We start from the raw sequence: 20,011 nt of genomic DNA on the forward strand, positions 1-20,011 counted from the left end.
CAGCCGTGGTAACCTTGGTGGCAGTACTTGATCATGTATCCGTGGCATCTGTTTCAGCCCCTAGTGAAGTGAAAGATGTTTCGCGTGGAAAGATCGAAGCGAATCTCCTCTCGGAAGTTGTCGCCGATTTCTTAAAAATCGGCATGAGAAAATCTCCATTGGTAAAAGATTTTTTCGACCATTACTTCAACCCGGTTTATGGCGAACAAATCGCTTCGGCGTTTAAGAATAAATACGAGGAACTGAAAGCTGTCATACCTAGGCTACACCCTGACAGCATTTTTGGCGCAATCGAGACATGGGCAGGCGGGACAGAGAATATTACACCAAATCATAAGGCTGCAGTTTTGGCTGTCATGGCATATCTATTCGACCGGTGTGAAATATTTGAAGACGCACAAACGGTAAATAAAATATGATTCTTCCCTCCAAGCATCTCCATCAGGACCGGGCTTTGTTGTCCGTTGGTGGTCATATCCTGACATTCCTGACGTACCCAAAAACTGTCTCTGCCTTGTGGGAGGACTTGAAACGGTTTGACGAGGGGTTGGCCGCAACACGTTCACGGAAAATCACTTTTGACTGGTTCTTGCTCGCACTTGATCTTCTTTATGCCCTCGGGGCCATCGCATTCGAAAGCGGTCTTGTGGCACGGAGGGCGACTTGATTCATAACATTTTCAGCACACTGCCCACATTCAAAGGTCTATATGATTTTAGAGTCGGATTAAATGTATTGCTGTCCCAAAAGACCACCGATGCAACCAACAAACAAACTCGCAATCGCGCAGGAAAGACAAGTCTTATTGAAATTGTACATTTTTTAACAGGCTCTGATGCCGGCCCGGATTCTATTTTTCGTACACCCGATCTATCCGAGCACACTTTCGGTATGGAATTCGATCTGAAGGATGCACGTACAGTGGTCGAGCGTTCCGGCAGTACCAAGTCCAAGATTCACGTGGGGAGCCCGCCAGCAACGACCAAAGTAAAGCTGTCTGCGACAGATTGGATTTCTCGTCTAGGCGAGGGCATGTTTGGGTTGAGCAGTTTGCGAACAGCAGGAGCCAACCCGCCGTCCTTCCGTTCGTTATTCGCCTACTTCGCGCGTCGCCAACTAAGTAGCGCCTTTACAACACCTGAAAAACAAGCAGCAATGCAGCAAACTGGGGACATGCAGATAGCGCTGATGTTCTTGCTTGGACTGGACTGGCAAATTGCTCGCGACTGGCAATCTGTCCGCGATCGGGAAAAAACGTTGGCGCAATTGAACAAAGCTGCAGTCGCTGGTGCTTTCGGTTCGATTATAGGCAAAGCTGCAGATTTACGAACCCAGCTAACCCTACAGGAAGACCGTCTCCAGAAACTTTACACGGAAATTGCCCGTTTTCAGATACTTCCCGAGTATCGGGAGCTGGAAGTTGAAAGTGCTAGACTAACTCGTCAGCTCAATGAACTTGTAAATGCTAACACCATGGATTTCGAGGCCATTCGGGAGTTAGAAGATTCACTGACCTCCGAAGTTCCTCCCAATTTTGATGATTTGCAAGCCATCTATCGTGAAGCAGGGATTGCGCTTCCTGGCCTAGTGACGCGTCGCTATGATGATGTGAAAAGCTTCCATGAGTCTATTGTCCGGAATAGAAAGGACTACTTGTCTAGTGAACTGGAAGCGGCAAAACTACGAATTGAGTTTCGTGACAGGAAAAAAACAAAACTCGATCAACGACGCGCTGAAATCATGGACATCCTCAAGAGTCATAGAGCATTAGATCAGTTTCTCAAGCTTCAAGGAGAGCTCGGACGATTGGAGTCTGAAGTGGAAAATCTCAGGCAGCGCTTTGAAGCTGCTGAGCAGTTGGAAGGCACGAAAAATGAACTGGAGATCGAGCGAAATCGGCTTACGATCCGGCTGCGGCGTGACTTTACTGAGCAAAAAGATCGTTTATCCGAAGCTATTCTCGCTTTCGAGGAAACATCACAGCGGCTCTATGAGGCGGCTGGCAGTATGACTGTCGACCCAACCTCCAACGGACCATCATTTAAGTTCAAGATGCAGGGACAGCGCAGTAAAGGCATCAAAAACATGCAAATTTTTTGCTTCGATATGATGCTCATGCGTTTGTGCGCCAAGCGTCAGATCGGGCCAGGTTTCTTGATCCATGATAGCCATCTGTTCGATGGCGTTGACGGTCGGCAAGTAATCAGTGCATTGCGCCTTGGTGCGGAGATATCGAACGATCTGGGATTTCAGTACATCGTGACCATGAATGAGGACGATGCCTTCAAGGAAACGATAGAGGGATTCGATCTCAATGACTATGTGCTGCCTACTCGTCTTACCGATGCTACTGAAGACGGCGGTCTGTTTGGTATACGATTCGGCTAATTATGGTCCTCCTCGCCGGCAACTCGGCGTCTACACGCATGTCCACATCCCACCTGGCACCCTTAGCATTTCTGGAACGTGGGGAACTGAAAAATAAAAATATTTTGGCGTAGATAAAAACTACTTGAGCCGACTTGGCCACGCTCACGCCGCTAAGCGGGGTTCAAATACCCTTGGGGACGCCAAGAAACTCGTTGAATCATTTCCTCAGTTGGCGCTGTGCCGCGTTGCCCGGTTCAATGACGATCTTGAGTCTGCCGCCGGTCGCCTTGGCGTAACGCCGCAACGTCTCCAGGGAGACATTCTTTCCGGATTCGATGCGAGCGACACGAGGCTGACTCACCCCCATGGCCTTGGCCACGTCCGCCTGGGTCATATTCGCCTGCGTGCGCGCCTCGATCATCGCCTCGATGAGGGCGAATTCCTCTCCCAAGGCGTCGTATTCTTTCCGAAACTCAGGGTCGGCCATCATTCGATCGCGAACCCTGCTGAAAGGAACGGTAGCCATATCACTCGACCTCGCTAAGCCGCTTCAAGGCTATTTCGATTTCCATGCGCGGAGTTTTTTGTGTTTTCTTGATGAATGAGCGAAGGATCAGGAGACGCCGCCCCGACGCGGCCACGTAGAGGCTTCGCCCGATCCCGTCTCGCCCTGTAGCTCGAAGCTCCCAAACCTTCCCTTCCACATGTCGGGCCAAGGGCATCACCAACACCGTAATCCCCTTTGCCCGCAGCAAATCCAAGGCACGGGTCAGTTTCGCCCGGATATCGATAGGGAGGGCCTCGAATTCGGCCTCTGCCAACTCATTGATGAAATGCGCGTCCCATTCGCTCATGGCACCCGTCATATAATATTTATGTTATAACCTGGCAAGGGGCCGCCCCCCCCAACCCGGGCGGGCGTTTACCGGCTCTCGTGCCCCAATCCCAGGATGCGACTACACGCTTTCCAGCCTGGCAGGATCGTAGCTTTCTTAAAACAGGGTACGGGACGCGTCCCATGTGTCCCAGTCACCCACACTGCCAAGCCGAGGTTAAGCCAGCCAGTTTCCGGCGCACACACCAGCCCCGCTCATTTTCCGCAGACGAGGTGCCAAATACGTCCCACGTGTCCCTTTGGGGGCCGACCAGCTCACCGTCTCGCCGCCCTCGGCCACGGACGCACTGCCCATGACCACGAACAAGTTCTCCATGGGCCGAAAAGCGGCAACGATCGCGTCCTTCAGGTCAAGAATTTGGGCATCCCCAAGGCTCATTGGGCGATCCTCCTGGTGAAATTGGAAGATTTTCCAAGAGGATACCCAGAGCCGAGGAAGTGGTCACGGAAAAATAAAAAATGATGAAAAAGCAATTGGATAAAATCGCGACATGCAACGCAATCATATTCCCTGGGAAATCTACCTATTAAAGCCAAGCAACAACCAAATCTAGGCCAAATATTAGGTCTAAGCAATATTCTTACAATGGAATTCAGAATGAAATATTGGACACCCTCCCCTGCAAAGATCAAACAGAGCACAGGGAGTACAATCATTTAAAAACAGACGATCACGAACATTAACAAATATAGAACTTTTTTGCCAGCAATCCATTATCGACATTTCTTTCAAATCTACACCTTCATCAAAATTTTCCATAAATGAGCAAGGATACATTCTTAAGTACTCAGAGATATAGCAAGAAAACCGTGCCGCTTCGCATGGCTCAACAAGCTCTTTTCGTACAGTTAAAAAATTAATCATCAAATTGACAAAACAACTATCAAATCCAATCTTCACATACTTTCTAGCTCTATCAACAGCACAAAAAAATTTTTCCAAATTACCCACCGAGAAATTGCACTCGCTTAACCCAGAAGAGTATTTTTTTGGTTTGTATCGTAAAAAAATTATTGCGTTTGCCGACTTAAACGCATCTTGTTGTAAATAACCAGCAGTAATAGATTCAATATTTTTTGGCGTCACAACGATATGTATATTTGTTTTAATTTTGTACCTTTGAAATTCAAGCATTAGTTCATTGAAATTATCTTGAAAATAGTAGCTCAAACCAACAACACCGCAATATTGCTGAGTCGACAGCAATATTTCATTTGTTAAATGCGAACCATTTGTCGTATAATTAGGGACAATCCCATGAGAGTAAGCATATTTTAAAAATTGATTAAACCTTGGATGCAAATTAGGATTTCCTCCTCCCAAAGCTACCTGAAACACCCCAATAGCGGACAGCTGATCAATCACAGCGTTGTATTCAGACTCTCCCATATTGTGCTTGTTTTTCTCTTTTTTATAACATATGCCACATGAATATTCACAATAATTTGTTATAGAAATATCAACAAGCTCTGGACCAAGACTATCCCAAAAAGGCTCCTCGGAGTCACTGTCCTCAACCCTTACAAAACACCCATTTTTAGGATTAAAAATAGATGTAAATTTTGATCTTTCATTTCTACGTAGCAGCATATTTCACCAAAAACTATTTACAAGATTTATATAAATTTTGCCAGAATCTATTTCGAATGAAGACATGCAAAAGAATTGCTCTAAAAAATTGCCATCACTTGAAAAATGGCCGATGTATACCGCGCAACCACCTTCTTTTAATTTTCTTATTTTTTCTACTATAGACACTGGCAGCTCAAGCGCCCAATCGTTAGTATTTTTGGCAATGTATTCCTCAAAAGAAACAGAATTATTCCTGATGCTATCGAATAAATACACCAAAAAATCTCGCACTGGCGTTACACCTTGGATACCGAGATCACGACAAAAGTCTTCCTCAGTAAGATCATCTGGCATAACTGCGATATACGTGGTCGAGGAACTATTCGAAACAAAATCAGTTTTAATTTTCATAATTATAAATAGCTCCCGGGTCTTGTATTATCTCGCTATCGAAAAAAGCATTAACAAGGCTGCTATTTGGCAGCACCTCAGAATCAATGTAGTGCGTAATATAATTACTGTCGAGGCAGATAATTTTTTCGATAATATCATCATCAAATAACAACTTTCTTCCTAAATAGATTTCAAAGCTATCAAATTCATCACGATAAAATTTAGCATAATCATAATTTAAATTCAAAGAATTTTCAACAGTAGACTTGTATAATTTCAAAGCAATTTCTTCGGCAAACGAACCTTGCTTAACTTTGGCATTTTTTAAAAAATTATCTCGCGTAAGTCGATAATCAAAACTTAGCAAATATTTTCTATAATAACTGTCGTCTTCAATCTCAAGTATCTGACTAAAAAATATATTCATACCCGCCCTCAATTTGCCTTCTGATGTGCTCATATTGGTATTCAAAACAAATGATATCCCTATCAGGTACAGAACCTATTGCATGAGAAACAGTGTCTAAATACTTATCAATTTGTCTTTCTAACACTGGGAAGTCAAACAATTTAGCAATAAAATAATTTTTATGCGCCTGGGATACTTTCATCGTGCGCACAAATCCAGACAAACCAAGCACATCGCTCAATAACAGTATATTACGCTGCAATATCTCACAGACAATACCAAACAAATCTTTAAAATGATAGGGACTGACAATATACAAGATGTAGCATATCTTGACAATGTCATTATCACAATTACCGTCAAGACGATCGACAACATGCCGAATCTTCGAAATATACATTGATGGATTTATGTATGTCTCTCGATAGTTAAATCTTTCATTTTTATCAATGTTATCTCGCAAAATTTTGCAGAGTGTTTTTTCAGGCAAGCAAATTAGATTGTTAATAACGAAAGACAGATTAAAGTTTTTATAAATATCACAATTTGACCTACTAAACGATCGGTAAATAAAATCAGCAGCAAAATAATTTTTTACAAAGTACTTCTGAAGAATATCCAAGTCTTTTTTTCCCAAATACTCATCTTCAATTATATAATACTCTTGCAACAGTATCCTCTTATAATAAGCTAAAGTGCACAAAAAATCAATCGACCCGACGTCTCCTTGCTTTTTTATATGATAAAATAAATACCTAAAAATACCCTCTGTTATCGGGAGAGAAGTGTCATTAATATGCTGCAAATACTTCTTAAAATATTCAAAGTCACTTTCGCGCATTCTTGTATATACATAAACAGAAAGAATAAAATCTCTAAATTCATCAAAAGTGAAATTAATGACTTCAATCGGTAGACTCAACAAATCCTTAGAACTCAATTTGTTGTCTGATTTTAAAATAATATCTTCATCAAGTATTAAATGCAGAAACTCCAGTTCTTTTTCAGAAAATAATAATTCACATATTGGAATGTCATTAAAAGTCTCATTATCAACCATATATCGAGCAATTTTTAAAACAACATCATTTGCCTGCATCCTGGCAAAACTTGCTGGGGAACAGACCAAATCCATAGCTCTAAGCTTGTTTCTATAATAGCAATTAAATATCTCCGCTTTATAAAGATGATCTATATTCGGGAAAGAAGTAATTTTGCTAGACGATCCCTTGTATGATTCACAAAAAAACCGCAATAACAGCGGATTTTCTGTCAAAGATTCAAACACATCATCAGTATAATTTTCTACTTCTATATTAAAATGCTTCAAGTATCCATGAAAAAGTTTTAGTTTTTCTTTGTACGAATATCTGGTCACAATGTTTCTATACATAAAAATATTCTCATCCAGCACACTAAGTCTTTTTTTGTAATAATTATCGAAGCAGTCTGTCCTACATGTCAAAATGCACTTTATTTTCGTCTTGTAGGTTGATGAAATAAGCTCAAAAACCAATTTAGAAAACTCTAAAGTTTTACTGTTTTCATTTAAGCCATCAATCACAATATACGTATATTTATTGTCAGATTTAAAAAAAATTTCTGAAAACTCTTGGATTGACAAAGTTCCTTTGAGTATGCTACCATTGATTTGATCAAGAATACTCTCATCACCATTAAAATCAACACCAGAACACAGTATACATGGGATGCCTTTTTTAAAAAAAACTGATTCTGCAAAGTCACAAATAAAGTTTGTTTTTCCATGTCCAGCTGGCGCAAGGAGAATAAAAATATTTTTTGTAAAAAGCTTAAGCTCATCGATTTCATAATTTAAATCATCAATTATATACTCTGGATAAAGATCGCTACGGCGATGTTTTGCATAGTATTTTTGTTCTTCAGATAAATTGCTATTACTTTCTATCGCTTCATAATTAACCTTACCAACCCGAGACAGCAATAGTATATTTTTGTTTATTTTGACGACATCGCTTTCACACAAATCAGAGATGCTTGTTAGCGTAAGATTTTCACTAACATTTGTAGACAACTGATTAAACCCACTAAAACCTAATATTTCTAGATAGCTTCTCACGCTTTCAAAGCTAGCTCTAGAATTGTAATATTTTTCAAAAAACAATAAAGGATCGGCAAACCATCGCGCCAGTTCTTTTAGATCGTTAGATTCAACATAAATGTTTTTTATATACTTATGATTTTCTATATTTTTTTTTAAAAAACCTAAACTCTTGTTTTTGAAAGCACCTAACACTCTATCTTGATGAGCCTGTGTTTCGAGCAAAAAACTTTTTACAATCTTAAAGGAAAGATCGTCAGCGCTTGTTGGCTTAACTATGCTGCAATGGTCTTTGCCTTCGACTGTACAATATTTTCCCGAATAGATATTCGTACCTTCTTGTTGGCTAACAATTATATCTTCCGATCCAATAATGTTTAATTTTTCTACTTGACCTGTATCAAGTGCATTCCACTCCCGATTTATCATGCCAATAAATTCTGAATCTCTACACAGTTGTTTTAAATGCTGGTTAAATATTGAAATTTTTCGAACTACACCAGCCAATGAAGACCCTAGGTGCGGTGTTGCGAAGAAAACAACTTTTCGGACAATCATATTGTCCTGAAACTTTATTCTATCTAAAATATATCTTTTACTAATTAACCCACCAAGACTATGAGCAATAATGACAATGTCCTTGTATTGATTGAGTTCATATACAATCTTTGTATCAAGAGCGTCTGCTAAAACTTGGCCTCTAGCAATATACTTTAAAGGCCACGGCCAAACACTAGTTTTGTATTTAAAAAATACACAGTCAAACTTATCTGAAAGATCGTTGTCTTCATAAATTAGCTGACTAAACTTTCCCCATGTCTTCTGTGGACAACCTCCCAATCCGTGTACAAATAGCAACAAACTTTTCATATAAACCTGCGCCATATTTTATTTAAAAACTTCCTCTAAACAAATGCCATTAAAAACAATTAAAATTAACTTCTATCATTTTAATTAACGCCAATGCTTTCCATGCTTTCATAAAAAAATACAGGCATGGAACTTCTACGACTCTATCATCTCTTATCTTTAAGCGCTGTCGGTACGCTCAACAACATTTAGTCACTGTTGTTCTATAATGTCAATAGAAAATACGAACCTTGTTCTTTTCATAGTAGGTTTGCTTTCACGAACTGCCCAAGATAGAGGTCATCGTCGTAGCATGGGGGCAATGATAAAAAGCAATTTCTTCGCACTGATTGGTGCGGTGGAGGGATCGCCTGCCCAGCGTTAAATTCATATTACTATACACGGAAAAAAAGGTCGAGAACCGCCCCTGGACAACCTCCCTGGTGGCTAACCTCTGGATAACCGCCAGGGGCCGGGCCTGGGTCGTTTTAGCCGGAAAATGTTATCCACTCTTTAAAAATATACAATTATTTCAAAGCATACGACTCGTCTTTGCTCCTTTGGGAGCAGGATGCCGGGTGTTCAAATCACCTCGCCCCGACCATAATTTCAACGGCTTGCGGTGAAAATCGCAGGCCGTTTTTTGTTGGAAAATTTTCTGTGGGCCAAAAGCGAAAGCATTGGGCGCGAACCTGGGAGAGGAAGATTTCTCCCCACCGTCGACCACGCCGGGACGCAGCAGGAAACTATTATATTAATATTCCTTGCGGTAGGGGGAAAGTCTGGTAATCTTCAGGCCGAACTGAAGGCCTCTGCGCAAGGTGTATTCTCAGGAGGGGCGCGCATGAATGTTTCGCTCGTATATCCTCCATTCCACTTGGAATCGCTCTACAGTCTGCCGCCTTTGGGCCTGATCAACCTGGCCACAGGGCTCGGCCTTGCCGGGCAACAACCCACGATCCACGATGCCGTTCTCGAACTTCAGGAAGGTTCGCTGTCTCTGGGCCCGGGGCTTTACCAGGCCTGCGCCGAGCGCATTCTCGACGCCAGCCCCAAGCTGGTCGGTTTTTCCGCCCAGTGCGCCACCTACCCCGCGATGATCGGCGTGGCCCGGGAACTCAAACGTCGCGATCCGGGCCTTTTTATCGTAGCCGGTGGACACAATGCGTCCTTTCTCGACACCCAGACCCTGGAGCGGTTCCCGCAGTTCGACGCCGTGGTTCGTTCCGAGGGGGAAGTCACCTTTAACGAGCTCGTGGGGGCCGTGGACGCCGGGCGGCCCGTTTGGGATATCCCCGGGGTCACCAGCCGCCGCAGCGGCACCATCGTTCGCGCACCACAGCGCGAACTCATCCCCCGGCTCGATGATCTGCCCCTGCCACAGTATTCCCTGGCCCCGCGCCTCGATCGCTACGTCCAAGCCTACGACCTGCCCCGGGCCATCGCCATCCTCGAAGTCGGACGAGGCTGCCCCCACGCCTGCGTCTATTGCTCCGAATCGGCCATGTGGCGCCGACGCCCCCGGGTCTTTTCGGTCGACCGGCTCGTCTCCGAGATGCGGCGGTTGCGGGACAACGAGGGTGCGGAGTGCTTCCTGCTCTCCTACGACCAGTTCACCACGGACAAGGACTACGTTCGCCGCTTCTGCACGGCCGTCATCGACGCGGGCCTGTCCGGATGCGGCTGGCACTGCATTTCCCGGCTGGACACCGTGGACTCGGAGCTCTTCGCCCTCATGCGCCAGGCGGGATGCGAATCCATGTGCTACGGCATCGATTCCGGCTCGAAGCGCACCCTGTCCTTTATCAACAAACGTATCGACGAATCCCTGCTTTACCAACGGGTGCGGGAGACCACGGAACACGGCATGACCCCCACCCTGTCCTTCATCATCGGATTCCCCGAGGAAGAGGTGCAGGACATCGACGCCACCCTTACCTTGGCCCTCAAGTGCGGCATCCAGGGCAACGTGAGTCCCCTCGTGCAACTGCCCACGGTGCTTCCCGGCACGGCCCTGCATGCGCGCTATGCGGACCGGCTGGCGCGCGAGGTGGACACCTATTTCGCCCTGGGCCTGGAATTTCAGGACGGACACCGTTTCGCGGGCGACGAAGTCCTCATCGGATCCGATCCGGCCCTGTTCTCCAGCTTCTACAACCTGCCTTGCCAAGGGATGGACCTCAAGGAATTGGCCCTCCTGGCCGCCTCATTTCCCTTGATGATCGATTTTTTTCCCAAGACATTCCATGTGCTGGCCACGGCTCTTCAAGTCTCGCCCACTCGGCTTTTCCTCCAATTCCTGAAGCGCGCTCACGCCGTCGGGGATTTTGAGGGGCCGTTGACCGCCCGGCACTATCTCCAGCACTTTCCGGATTTCGCACGGACGCTCCTCGACGCCGCGCTGGTCCGGAACTGGCCGGTGCTGCCCCAGTTGCTGCGCTACGAAGCCCTGGCCCTGGAGGCGGCGGGCGCGCCTTTGGCGCCGGGGCCTTCCGATCCGGGGAAACCCTTGCGGCGCGGGCGACTGGCCGTGGGCTGCTTCGACATGGATATGGAAAAGATCGTTGCCGACCTGAAGGCCGGCGTGGTGCGCGGGGACTATCCCGCCAGTCGGTGCGCCGTGGTCTTCAGCCACGACGGGAACCGGCTCGACGCCACCAAGGTCAATCTCTTCGGCAAGGATGTTCTGGAATTATGCGACGGAGACCACACCCTGGACCAGATCGCCGAGGAACTTCGGCCCCGCCATGGCGCGGACCTGGAACAGCCCGTCTTCGTCGCTCACTGCCGCGATGCCGTTGATGTTTTCCAGCGCACGGGGTTGCTGGCGGCCGTGGCATGAACTCATAACCGCGAGGTGCACACGTCATGTTGGAAATGAGCCGCATCGAGAACAAAACGTCTTTGGCCGCCAACTGCCACGCTCCGGCCTGCCATGCGCCGGCGTGCCACGCCCCCGCCTGTCACGCCCCCGCCTGTCACGCCCCGGCCTGTCACGCTCCCAGCATGCAGGCGCAGCCCTGTCACGGCCCGGCCTGTCATGGTCCGAGCTGCCACGGTCCGTTGATGTAACCCGAAGCCGGGGGGGGGGGACCTCCCCCCCCTCGGCAAGCCGGCCAGTGCCAGTCGATCGCCACCCGACCGCCCAGAGGAAACCGTGAGCCCCTATCCCGTTGCCGACGCCCATGTGGACCTCATCACCCATCTGCTGGAGCAGACGCCTCCCTTGCCCCTGCCGGCTGTCGCCTCCGGACACCTGACCGTGGACGGTCTGCGCGCGGGCGCGGTGCGCTTCATGGTGTGCTCCTTCTATATCGCGGACAGCTTCAATGGTCCTGGCACCGCCAGTGCGCGGCTGACGCGCCTCATGGAGGCCATGGGCGCCATGACCGCCCCGTTGCGACCGGCTTTCCGTGCATCGACCATGGAAAATATCTTCCAGGAGGAAACCGGCCCAGCCGGGTTTTGCCATCTGGTGGAGAACTGCGACGCGCTGTTGGAAACGGACCTGTTTTCCCTGACGGAGCGGGGCGTGCGCCTGGCCGGTTTGACCCATGTGGGCGGCAACAGGCTGGCCGACGGCAATGCCGTCGTCTGTCCCGGCGGCCTTCGGGCCGAGGGCCGGGCTCTGCTCCACGACGTGGCCGCGGCGGGTTTTGCCGTTGATCTGTCGCATCTGGCCGAGCCGGGCTTCTGGGAAGTGGTGGAAGACTACCCCGGGCCGCTCCTCGTTTCGCACACCGGACTGCGGACTTTTCTGGACAGGCCCCGCAACCTCTCGGACGAACAGGCAGCCGCGGTCGTAGAACGCGGCGGTCTGATCTGCCTCACGTTCGCCCCGGAGATCCTCGCGGCGAACAACCAGGCGTCCGTGGACACGGTAACGGACCATATCGACCATCTGGCCCAGTGCCATGGTACGGCCCATCTGGGCCTCGGTTCGGATTTCGGCGGCTTCGACGGAACGTGCGCGGGCCTGGAAGACTGTTCCCGCTTCCAGGACCTGGCCCGGGCGCTGCTTGCCAGAGGCTATCCCGAAGCCTGCGTGGCCGGGATCATGGGGCGCAATCTGATGGATTTCCTCGGCGCGCTGTATCCGGCCTAGCCACGCGGCACCGCGAGGAAACGCCCCGCATCGTCAGGTCGTTGGGTGCCTCAGAGGCCTCCGGCCAATTGCTCGGCCTGGTCCAAGTTGGCTTCGAAACATTCCAGGGCGGTGCAGGCGAGGTCCGGGGCGTCCGGGTCAAGACCGAAGGGTTCGAGCAGCGCGGCCAGGGACCGGCTCCCGCCGGCAGCGCACAGGTCCGTAAACGCGGCTCCGAACCCGACGCCCATGGCCTCGCGCCGCTTCCAGAGCGCCCAGGCCAGGCAACCGGCCCGGGCATAGATGTGCACGTAGCCTGGAACCACAAAAAAATGTGGCGTCACGGCCCATCCGGAAGGTTCATGACCGGTTACGGCCCCCTGGTAGAGCTCTTCCTGGACCGCGAGCCACGCCGTGTCGCAATCGTCTCCGGTCAGGGTTTCCCGGAGATGGATTTCGTGCTCGAACGCATGCAGGGCCGCCTGGCGAAAGATCGTCGTGATGTCGTCTTCCAGGCGCAGGCACAGGGCAGCCAGACGGGCCTTGTCCGATCGGGCCCTGGCTAGCCGCTCTTCGGAGAGGGCCAGTTCGCCGCACACGGCCACGGCCTCGGACAGGGCAAAGGGCGGGCGGGCGCCGGTTGGCCCCAAACCGTCGGACAGCAGGTGGTGCAGCCCGTGGCCCAGTTCATGGACCAGCACGGCCACGTCGCGCGGACGTCCCGAGGCGTTGAGCAGAATAAACGGAACCTCCCCGGGGCCCAGGCCGCGACAGAACGCCCCGGGCGCCTTTCCCGGCCTCGGAGGGGCGTCGATGCGCTCCTGCTCGAAAAAGACCCGGGCTCGCCCGGCCAACGCGGGCGCGATGCGCCCCAGGGCGGCCAGCGCCAGGCGTTGCGCGGCCGGCCAGCTCACAGCCCGGCCCAAGCCCGGCACGGGCGGGGTCAAACAATCGTGCGCCGCCAGGACACCCAGCCCGAGAAGCCTGGCCTTCAACCTGAAATAGCGCCCCACCAGGGGAAATCCCCGGCGCAGCCCGGCGACGAGGCCGTCCACGGCCCGCGGCGTGGTTTCCTCCTCCACGGCGCGCCGAAACGACCAATGGGGATGGTTCCTGGCGGTATTCTCCAGGCGTTCAAGAAGGAGCAGTCCCCAAAGGACGCCTGCGAACAAGGCGCGATGGCGTCTCAAGCCGCGCCCAAGGGCCCTGGCCGCGCTTGCCCGGGTCGAACTGCGGGGATGGGACAGCCGTCCCAACAGCCGGCCGGCTTGCGCCATGCCGGCCAAGTCCCGCCATTGGGCCAGCCAGGCGGACCGGGCCGGCCAAAGCGCGTTCGAGAGCAGGGTTTCGCGCCCAGGGTCCAAGAGGTGCGGACCGAAACGCCGGAACTTGGCCAGGTTGTGGCCGGCCGGATGCTCTCCCAAGGCAGCCAGGAAGGACTTGGCCGTGGGCTCGTCCAGGCCGGCCCAGGCCAGCTCGAAGACCCTGGCCTGATCCTTGACCCGGCGCTCGAAGATCTCGACCCGCTGACGCAAGGCGCCGGCATCGGATCCAGGCGAGGACGCGGCACACAACAGTTCGGCATACGCGGCGATGCGATCCGTGCGCGCCAGCAGTTCCTCCCGCTCGCGCAGCAGCGCAGGGAATGACTCCGGGACGAACAGAGCCCGGCCCGTTTCCTGGGCCAGTGCGATGCAATCAGCCATTTCCCTGGCGAGAGCGGGATCCCCAGGCCCGTCAAAAACCGGGGAAAGGTTCCACGCTGGCCCATAGGAAGCTTTCATGCTCCGCAAGATGGTTGTCCCGCGGGGAGATGTCAATGTGCCGGGCGAACGTTCATTCCTGGACTTTCAAATTGCGCCATCCCAGTCATGCCCAAGCCGCGATCCCAAATCGCACCGTGGTCAAATCGCCGAAATCGGAAGTTTCCCCTATAAGTCGCAGGAGCTTTCCCTGTGGGGGTTTTTCGACAAGACGAAATGGCAGTGCCCCCCCCCACGCCATGCGCCGACTCAAATAGTGGGCGCATGGATGTCAATAATTTTGGTGCGTTTTTGTCGATGGATATTTCACGTCGCGAGCTTGCTATCCCCTTGGATGCCGTTGCTCCTGTTGTTCTTGCTGGTTGTTGTAAGGGCCTCCGATATTCTCACCCCGCCGAGCATGGGCGTCGAACCGCACCGTCTCCTCCCGGCGCAAGCCCAGCCAGCGCAGGTCTTCCATAAGTGTCTGGGCATATTCCGGTCTGCAGCGGCCGGGGGCGATGTCCTCGATGCGCAGCAGAAAACGTCCGCCGGCCTCCCGCGCGGCCTGACAGGCCGTGAGCGCCGAAAAGGCGTGGCCCTGGTGCGGCAGTCCCGTGGGGCGCGGGGCAAAGCGCGCGACGATTTGCCTGACGATGGGCTGGCGAATCGCCCGATTCTTCGACGAGACTTCCCCGATACGCTTTCCCCGCCTGCAGGTCGATCGCAGGGTCCGGGCGTCCCGTCGCTCGCCTGACCGGCGGCGTGTCCGGACAAGCGCCTCCGCCTGACCGTATCGTCCCGGCCCGCCCGGCGGCAAGGCGCGCCTCCGGGCCGCGCCTTGCCCCTTCGTCCCGCTTCTTCCCCGGGCATGTTCCGGCCCGTGCGCCGGGGCGATGCCGCGTCCTGCCACGGCGTCGGCGACGCACGGGCGGGAGTCCGCCGGCGGAGACGCGGCGGCGACAGGCCGGGACTGTGTTATGGCTTTATTCTGACACGACGCAGGAAATATGAGTGACACTTGTGGGCCAATAAGTGACTCTTAATGGTTCAATTTCGATACAATATCATACTTGTGGACTCAAGATATTGAACAGATATATGGTAAATTTAATATAGTGAAAGTCTTCAGTCGCAGTAGAGTGGATTTGTATTGTAATAAAGTCGGCATTTATCAATAGTCACGCGTTGTGAATATTTCGTGATATATTGACTATTGGTTTGGATATCGCTAGCTGTGCATGCCAGTTTCGGGAAAACATCCATTGTTTGTGCCGTAGCATGCGGTGTGCGTGCTGGTGAGCACAGTCCGACTGTCGCTTGAAGCCTCGCTGCACTCGACGGGGCGTTACGGGCGCGTCTGCAACCCCATCGGCGAAGCGGTCCGGCGCCCGGGAGGCGTCGTCTGCCGGCTTGGACACGCGGAACAGGCGCTGCCCGGCCCGCGGCAACGTGGGGACGACGTCTCCCTTCGCCGGGCGGCGGACAGGTCGCTGCCCGGCGCGCGGGGGCGCGGGAGCGCCGTGCCCGGGGGGGCGGCGAACGTCCTGGGGAGCGCCGGCGGCGGGACGCCTGTGGCTGGGCGGCGGGGTGCATGAGGAAGTCCGGCCGGCGACGACGCCGGCCGGCAGCGCGTCAAGACCGGATGCCGGGCCAAGGGACGGGGGCGAGGGTGGGGAGAAGCTCCCGCGCGGCCGGCGGCCTGCGGGCATTCCGGTTGTCGGAGTACCAAGTTGCGAGGGAGGGAGTATGCGGTTTTGTCGTGTCATCTGCGTCGCGGCCTTGTTGTCGGCGTGCGTGTGTTCGCCGCGAGCGGTCCGGGCCCAGGAGGGGGGATCGGAACAATCCCAAGAGAAACATGAGTACTACAGGATTCAAGACATCGAGGTCGTGGCGCCGAAACAGGTCGGCCCCATCGTGGAGGACAAATCGGAACCCGCCAGCGTCAGCACCTTGCCGCGCGAAACCATCGAGACGTTCGGCGGGCCGGCCCAGGCCAATCCGTATGCCGTCCTCAACAAGCTCATGCCTTCGGTCAACAGCGAATCCATGGACGCCTACGGGCTGGTCAACGAGTCCAACATCCGCATCCGCGGCCAGTCGGCCTTCACCTTCGGCAGCCTGTCCCAGACCGTAAACGGCGCGCCCATCGGCATCTCCACGGGCTACGGCGCCTCGGGCAACTCCATCGACCTGGAAAACATCGATTCCATGAGCCTGTACCGGGGGCCGATCCCGGCCGACAAGGGCTTCGGCTTCGGCGACGCCGCCGGCGTGCTGGACATGCAGGTCCTGGGCCCCGCCTACACGCGGGGGGCGACCATCGAACAGAAGATCGGCACCTACAATTTCAACCGCACCTACGGCCGGCTGGATTCCGGGGAACTGGCCACCGGGACGCGCGTCTTCGGCTCCTTTTCCCACGCCTTGGCCGACAAGTGGCGCGGCACGGGCGACGCCGAACGCCTGAACTTCATGGGCGGCCTGGCCCAACCCCTGTTCGACAACCGCCTGAACCTCGAGGTCTACGCCCTCTACAACAAGTTCAACCAGGACGAGTACCGCCCGCTCACCTACGCCCAGACCAGGAGCCAGAGTTATTACCGCGGCTTCGACTTCACGGGCGAGATGACCGGCACCCCGTCCGTGGACTACGCCTACTACGGCTACAACCGGCAGTACTTCGACGAATGGTCCGTGTTCGGCAAGCTCGAGGCCAAGCTCTGGCAGGGAGCCACGGCTTCCTTCAGGCCGTATTACGCCGGCAACGACGGACGCCGCTACAATACGGGCGCCAACAGCGCCAAGTCGACAGGCAGCGGCTACACCTACACCGTCATGGACTACGAGCAGCGGCAGTTCGGCTATCTGGCCCAACTCGAACAGAAGCTCGACCCGGTGACCGTCAAGCTCGGCTACTGGTACCAGAACCTGGCGATGTATCCTCCCGTGCCGGCCAGCGTGCGGACCTTCAACCTGTCGGACTACGGTTCCTACTTCAGCAGCTGGACCAACCTGGCCGAGGTCGGGGACCGCATCTTCCATTCGCCCTTTCTGCAGACCAAGACCGACCTCGGCAAGGTGCATCTGTCCGCGGGCCTGCGCTACCTGTCCGTCGATTTCCCTTCCGTCACCGCCTACAACACCACCGGCGTGCCGGACGGTTCCTACGACGATGTCCTCGACACGCTGCTCACGCCCAATGCGAGCCTGAGCGCGAAGAAGGCCACCAAGGACGTCTGGCTGCCCAATGCCGGCATCAGCTACGACCTGACCGACCAGCTCTCGGCCCGCTTCATGTACGGCCGCACCTACGCCTGTCCGCCCCAGGGGCCGTTCTACAACGGCTATTCCAAATACCTGACCAAGTTCCAGGCCGCCGGCATCACGTTCCAGAGCCTGTGGGACGACATGAAGCTGGAGACGGCGGACAATTTCGACGTCGGCCTGCGCTTCGCCAACGACACCTTCAGCCTGTCGCCGACCTTCTACTACTCCAGGCACTACGACAAGCAGGTCACCGTCTACGACAACCTGGTCGGCGGCTCCTACAGCCAGACCAACGCCGAGGCCGAATCCATCGGCGGCGAGCTGGAGGCTTCGTGGAAGGTCAGGTCCTGGCTGACCCTCTTCGGATCCGGCTCCTACAACCGGTTCACCTTCACCAAGAACCTGAACACGGCGCTCAACACCACCCTCAACATCAAGGGCAACCAGGTGCCGGACGTGCCGCTGTGGCAGGCGAAGTTCGGGTTGACCGCCAAATACGACAAGCTCAGCGTCACGCCGACCTACCGTTACATGGACCTGCGGTACGGCGACGTCCAGAACAAGCAGTCCCTCGACGGCTACCATATCGTGGACCTGTCCATGGCCTACGAAATTCCCAACGCGCTCGGCAGCAAGAAGGTGACCCTGACCCTGGATCTCCAGAACATCCTGGACCAGCGCTACATCGCCGTCATCCGTTCGAGCGACGACAGCACGGCGGATTCCTCCATCTATTACTACCCGGGCGCGCCGTTCAACGCCGTGGCCGGCATCAAGCTGGAATTCTAGGCCAGGGCCATGGCAACGTCGCGCCGGCAAGAGGAGGCGTCATGAACGACGCATCGGAGTCCGGGGAGTCGCTTCCCGCCGGGGAATGGCTCTTCGAGGAAGCGGCGGCGGCCTTGTCCCGCCACCTCGGCCCGGGGGTGGGGGAGCTGCGCATCGAGCGGCTGGTGGTGGGGGTGTTCGCCACCGGGGTGCGGCTGTCCGACGGGCGGGGCGGCGTGGCCTACACGCCGCCGGAGCTCGTGGCCCGGGCCAGCCGGCGCATCCTGCGCGGCGGCCTGCGCCGGGTGCGGGGCCTGGCCGCCCTGGACGTGGTCATGGGCCGGGAGGCGGGGCCGTTCGCCCCGGTCGTGCGGCTGGCCGCCCTCAACGCCTTGTCCGTGCCGGTGCTGGAAAGCCTGGCCCGGGACGGAGGCGACGGCGAGGGCGAGGCCTTCGCCCCTCTGGTCGCCGACCGCCGGGTCTGCATGGTCGGGGCCATGGTGCCCCTGATCAAGCGGCTGCTGCGGCTCGGCCCGGCCGCGCTGGCGGTGGCGGACCGCAAGGCGGAAACCCTGGCCGAGGTCGCGGGCTGCTCCATCGTGGACCTCGACCGCCTGGACGAGGCCCTGGCCGCCTGCCAGACCGCCGTCTTCACCGGGGCCAGCATCGCCAACGACTCCCTGCCGGGCCTGCTGGCGGCCGTCTCTCCCGGCGCGGCCGTGGCCGTGGCCGGCCCCACGGCCGGCTTCATTCCCGACCCCCTGTTCGACCGGGGCGTGACCCTGGTCGCCACCACGGTCGTCACCGACGCCGACGAGGCCCTGGACATCCTCGCCGAAGGCGGCGGCCTGTATCCCCTGTTCGGCCGCTGCCTGCGCAAGGTCAACCTTTTGCGCCCCGGCCCTTTTCCCGACCGGGGCTAGACAGGGGCTTTTGCCCGAGGAGTTCCCGATGAACGAAGAATATCGCGAGCAATATTTGAAACTTCTGGACGAGGCCGGCCGGTTTCACGGCGACGTGTGCCGGGGCATCGAGCTTGGCACCCGCATGACCATGCGGGGGTTGCGCGAGATCGGCATCGCCGATCCCAAAGGCGCGGACCGCAAGAACCTCATCGTCTACGTGGAGATCGACCGCTGCGCCACCGACGCCATCATGGCCCTGACCGGCTGCCGGCCCGGCAAGCGCACTATGAAGGTGCTCGACTACGGCAAGATGGCGGCCACGTTCATCCACCTGGAAACCGGGCGCGCCGTGCGCGTGGCCCTGCGGCCCAAGCGGCCGGAGGCCAGGAACGAGGACGTGCCCATGGACACCCTGTCCGACGACGAACTGCTCCTGGTCACGCCGGTGGAAGTGGACCTGCGCCCCGAGGACATGCCCGGTCGGCCGGTGCGCACCTGCGCCTGCGACCGTTGCGGCGAGAACATCATGGACGGCCGGGAGATCGTGGTCGGCGACGAAACCCTTTGCCGTTCCTGCCGCGAGGGCGCGGCCTACTACCGCCTGCCGGCCGGGGCCGGCCGATGACCGCCGTGAGCGGGGGCGCCTCGCCCGCCGCCTCCCCATGCCCGGGAC

At 54.4% G+C, this 20,011-nt stretch carries 16 protein-coding genes; 8 read left to right on the forward strand and 8 right to left on the reverse strand.

Going from position 1 to position 20,011, the window contains the following annotated elements; translation table 11 throughout:
- The first annotated feature begins 17 nt into the window (after positions 1–17).
- The 3 genes from Q1K70_RS12235 to Q1K70_RS12240 are packed head-to-tail and all read left to right on the forward strand — an operon-like array spanning position 18 to position 2,388.
- On the forward strand, positions 18–419 hold the full coding sequence (locus Q1K70_RS12235) for an ABC-three component system protein (RefSeq protein WP_300159885.1): 402 nt from the start codon (positions 18–20) through the stop codon (positions 417–419).
- Positions 416–667, forward strand: coding sequence for an ABC-three component system middle component 6 (locus Q1K70_RS22145; RefSeq protein WP_366521698.1), 252 nt, complete (start codon positions 416–418; stop codon positions 665–667). The genes Q1K70_RS12235 and Q1K70_RS22145 overlap by 4 nt, the downstream gene beginning before the upstream one ends.
- Positions 664–2,388: an ABC-three component system protein gene (locus Q1K70_RS12240; RefSeq protein WP_300159887.1), complete on the forward strand. Its 1,725-nt coding sequence runs from the start codon at positions 664–666 to the stop codon at positions 2,386–2,388. Before Q1K70_RS22145 ends, Q1K70_RS12240 begins: the two co-directional genes overlap by 4 nt.
- Positions 2,389–2,587: 199 nt before the next feature.
- Here Q1K70_RS12240 and Q1K70_RS12245 read toward each other — a convergent pair whose 3' ends face one another.
- The 6 genes from Q1K70_RS12245 to Q1K70_RS12270 form a co-directional block, all read right to left on the reverse strand.
- A complete protein-coding gene (locus Q1K70_RS12245) occupies positions 2,588–2,896 on the reverse strand; it encodes a helix-turn-helix transcriptional regulator (RefSeq protein WP_300159890.1) in 309 nt (102 codons plus the stop codon).
- A 1-nt stretch (position 2,897) separates the two neighbouring features.
- Positions 2,898–3,224 carry a type II toxin-antitoxin system RelE/ParE family toxin gene (locus Q1K70_RS12250; RefSeq protein WP_300159893.1) on the reverse strand — a complete coding sequence of 109 codons (327 nt, stop codon included), beginning with the start codon at positions 3,222–3,224 and terminating at the stop codon, positions 2,898–2,900.
- 609 nt (positions 3,225–3,833) lie between these two features.
- Positions 3,834–4,856 (reverse strand): hypothetical protein, encoded by a 1,023-nt coding sequence (locus Q1K70_RS12255; protein WP_300159895.1) that lies wholly within the window; start codon positions 4,854–4,856, stop codon positions 3,834–3,836.
- Positions 4,857–4,859: 3 nt separating this feature from the next.
- Positions 4,860–5,249, reverse strand: a complete 390-nt coding sequence (locus Q1K70_RS12260; RefSeq protein WP_300159898.1) for a hypothetical protein — start codon at positions 5,247–5,249, stop codon at positions 4,860–4,862.
- Positions 5,239–5,691 (reverse strand): hypothetical protein, encoded by a 453-nt coding sequence (locus tag Q1K70_RS12265; protein WP_300159901.1) that lies wholly within the window; start codon positions 5,689–5,691, stop codon positions 5,239–5,241. Before Q1K70_RS12265 ends, Q1K70_RS12260 begins: the two co-directional genes overlap by 11 nt.
- Entirely contained in the window at positions 5,642–8,590 is a 2,949-nt protein-coding gene (locus Q1K70_RS12270) for a hypothetical protein (protein ID WP_300159903.1), read from the reverse strand. The genes Q1K70_RS12265 and Q1K70_RS12270 overlap by 50 nt, the downstream gene beginning before the upstream one ends.
- A gap of 823 nt (positions 8,591–9,413) precedes the next feature.
- Between Q1K70_RS12270 and Q1K70_RS12275 the strand changes: the two genes are divergently transcribed.
- Positions 9,414–11,411 carry a radical SAM protein gene (locus Q1K70_RS12275; protein ID WP_300159906.1) on the forward strand — a complete coding sequence of 666 codons (1,998 nt, stop codon included), beginning with the start codon at positions 9,414–9,416 and terminating at the stop codon, positions 11,409–11,411.
- A gap of 315 nt (positions 11,412–11,726) precedes the next feature.
- The gene (locus tag Q1K70_RS12280) at positions 11,727–12,674 is read left to right on the forward strand and encodes a membrane dipeptidase (RefSeq protein ID WP_300159908.1); all 948 of its coding nucleotides are present in this window, start codon (positions 11,727–11,729) and stop codon (positions 12,672–12,674) included.
- A gap of 50 nt (positions 12,675–12,724) precedes the next feature.
- Here Q1K70_RS12280 and Q1K70_RS12285 read toward each other — a convergent pair whose 3' ends face one another.
- Together Q1K70_RS12285 and Q1K70_RS12290 are read right to left on the reverse strand one after the other, a co-directional pair.
- Positions 12,725–14,359, reverse strand: coding sequence for a M3 family metallopeptidase (locus Q1K70_RS12285; RefSeq protein ID WP_300159913.1), 1,635 nt, complete (start codon positions 14,357–14,359; stop codon positions 12,725–12,727).
- A 379-nt stretch (positions 14,360–14,738) separates the two neighbouring features.
- Positions 14,739–15,416 (reverse strand): glutamate--tRNA ligase family protein, encoded by a 678-nt coding sequence (locus Q1K70_RS12290; protein ID WP_366521700.1) that lies wholly within the window; start codon positions 15,414–15,416, stop codon positions 14,739–14,741.
- A gap of 869 nt (positions 15,417–16,285) precedes the next feature.
- Here Q1K70_RS12290 and Q1K70_RS12295 point away from each other — a divergent pair.
- From Q1K70_RS12295 to Q1K70_RS12305, 3 genes are read left to right on the forward strand one after another with little or no spacing between them, the layout of a single operon-like run.
- Entirely contained in the window at positions 16,286–18,454 is a 2,169-nt protein-coding gene (locus tag Q1K70_RS12295) for a TonB-dependent receptor (RefSeq protein ID WP_300159919.1), read from the forward strand.
- Between the two features lie 41 nt (positions 18,455–18,495).
- A complete protein-coding gene (locus Q1K70_RS12300) occupies positions 18,496–19,356 on the forward strand; it encodes a DUF364 domain-containing protein (RefSeq protein ID WP_300159922.1) in 861 nt (286 codons plus the stop codon).
- A gap of 28 nt (positions 19,357–19,384) precedes the next feature.
- The gene (locus Q1K70_RS12305; RefSeq protein WP_300159925.1) at positions 19,385–19,963 is read left to right on the forward strand and encodes an FmdE family protein; all 579 of its coding nucleotides are present in this window, start codon (positions 19,385–19,387) and stop codon (positions 19,961–19,963) included.
- Positions 19,964–20,011: the final 48 nt, after the last annotated feature.

The organism is Solidesulfovibrio sp. (assembly GCF_029978005.1).
Taxonomy (GTDB): domain Bacteria; phylum Desulfobacterota; class Desulfovibrionia; order Desulfovibrionales; family Desulfovibrionaceae; genus Solidesulfovibrio.

Coding starts and splice junctions, on each gene's coding strand:
- Q1K70_RS12255 (WP_300159895.1), bottom strand. CDS start 4,856: ATGCTGCTACGTAGAAATGAAAGATCAAAATTTACATCTATTTTTAAT.
- Q1K70_RS12270 (WP_300159903.1), bottom strand. CDS start 8,590: ATGAAAAGTTTGTTGCTATTTGTACACGGATTGGGAGGTTGTCCACAG.
- Q1K70_RS12300 (WP_300159922.1), top strand. CDS start 18,496: ATGAACGACGCATCGGAGTCCGGGGAGTCGCTTCCCGCCGGGGAATGG.
- Q1K70_RS12250 (WP_300159893.1), bottom strand. CDS start 3,224: ATGAGCGAATGGGACGCGCATTTCATCAATGAGTTGGCAGAGGCCGAA.
- Q1K70_RS12305 (WP_300159925.1), top strand. CDS start 19,385: ATGAACGAAGAATATCGCGAGCAATATTTGAAACTTCTGGACGAGGCC.
- Q1K70_RS22145 (WP_366521698.1), top strand. CDS start 416: ATGATTCTTCCCTCCAAGCATCTCCATCAGGACCGGGCTTTGTTGTCC.
- Q1K70_RS12265 (WP_300159901.1), bottom strand. CDS start 5,691: ATGAGCACATCAGAAGGCAAATTGAGGGCGGGTATGAATATATTTTTT.
- Q1K70_RS12275 (WP_300159906.1), top strand. CDS start 9,414: ATGAATGTTTCGCTCGTATATCCTCCATTCCACTTGGAATCGCTCTAC.
- Q1K70_RS12285 (WP_300159913.1), bottom strand. CDS start 14,359: ATGGCTGATTGCATCGCACTGGCCCAGGAAACGGGCCGGGCTCTGTTC.
- Q1K70_RS12245 (WP_300159890.1), bottom strand. CDS start 2,896: ATGGCTACCGTTCCTTTCAGCAGGGTTCGCGATCGAATGATGGCCGAC.
- Q1K70_RS12260 (WP_300159898.1), bottom strand. CDS start 5,249: ATGAAAATTAAAACTGATTTTGTTTCGAATAGTTCCTCGACCACGTAT.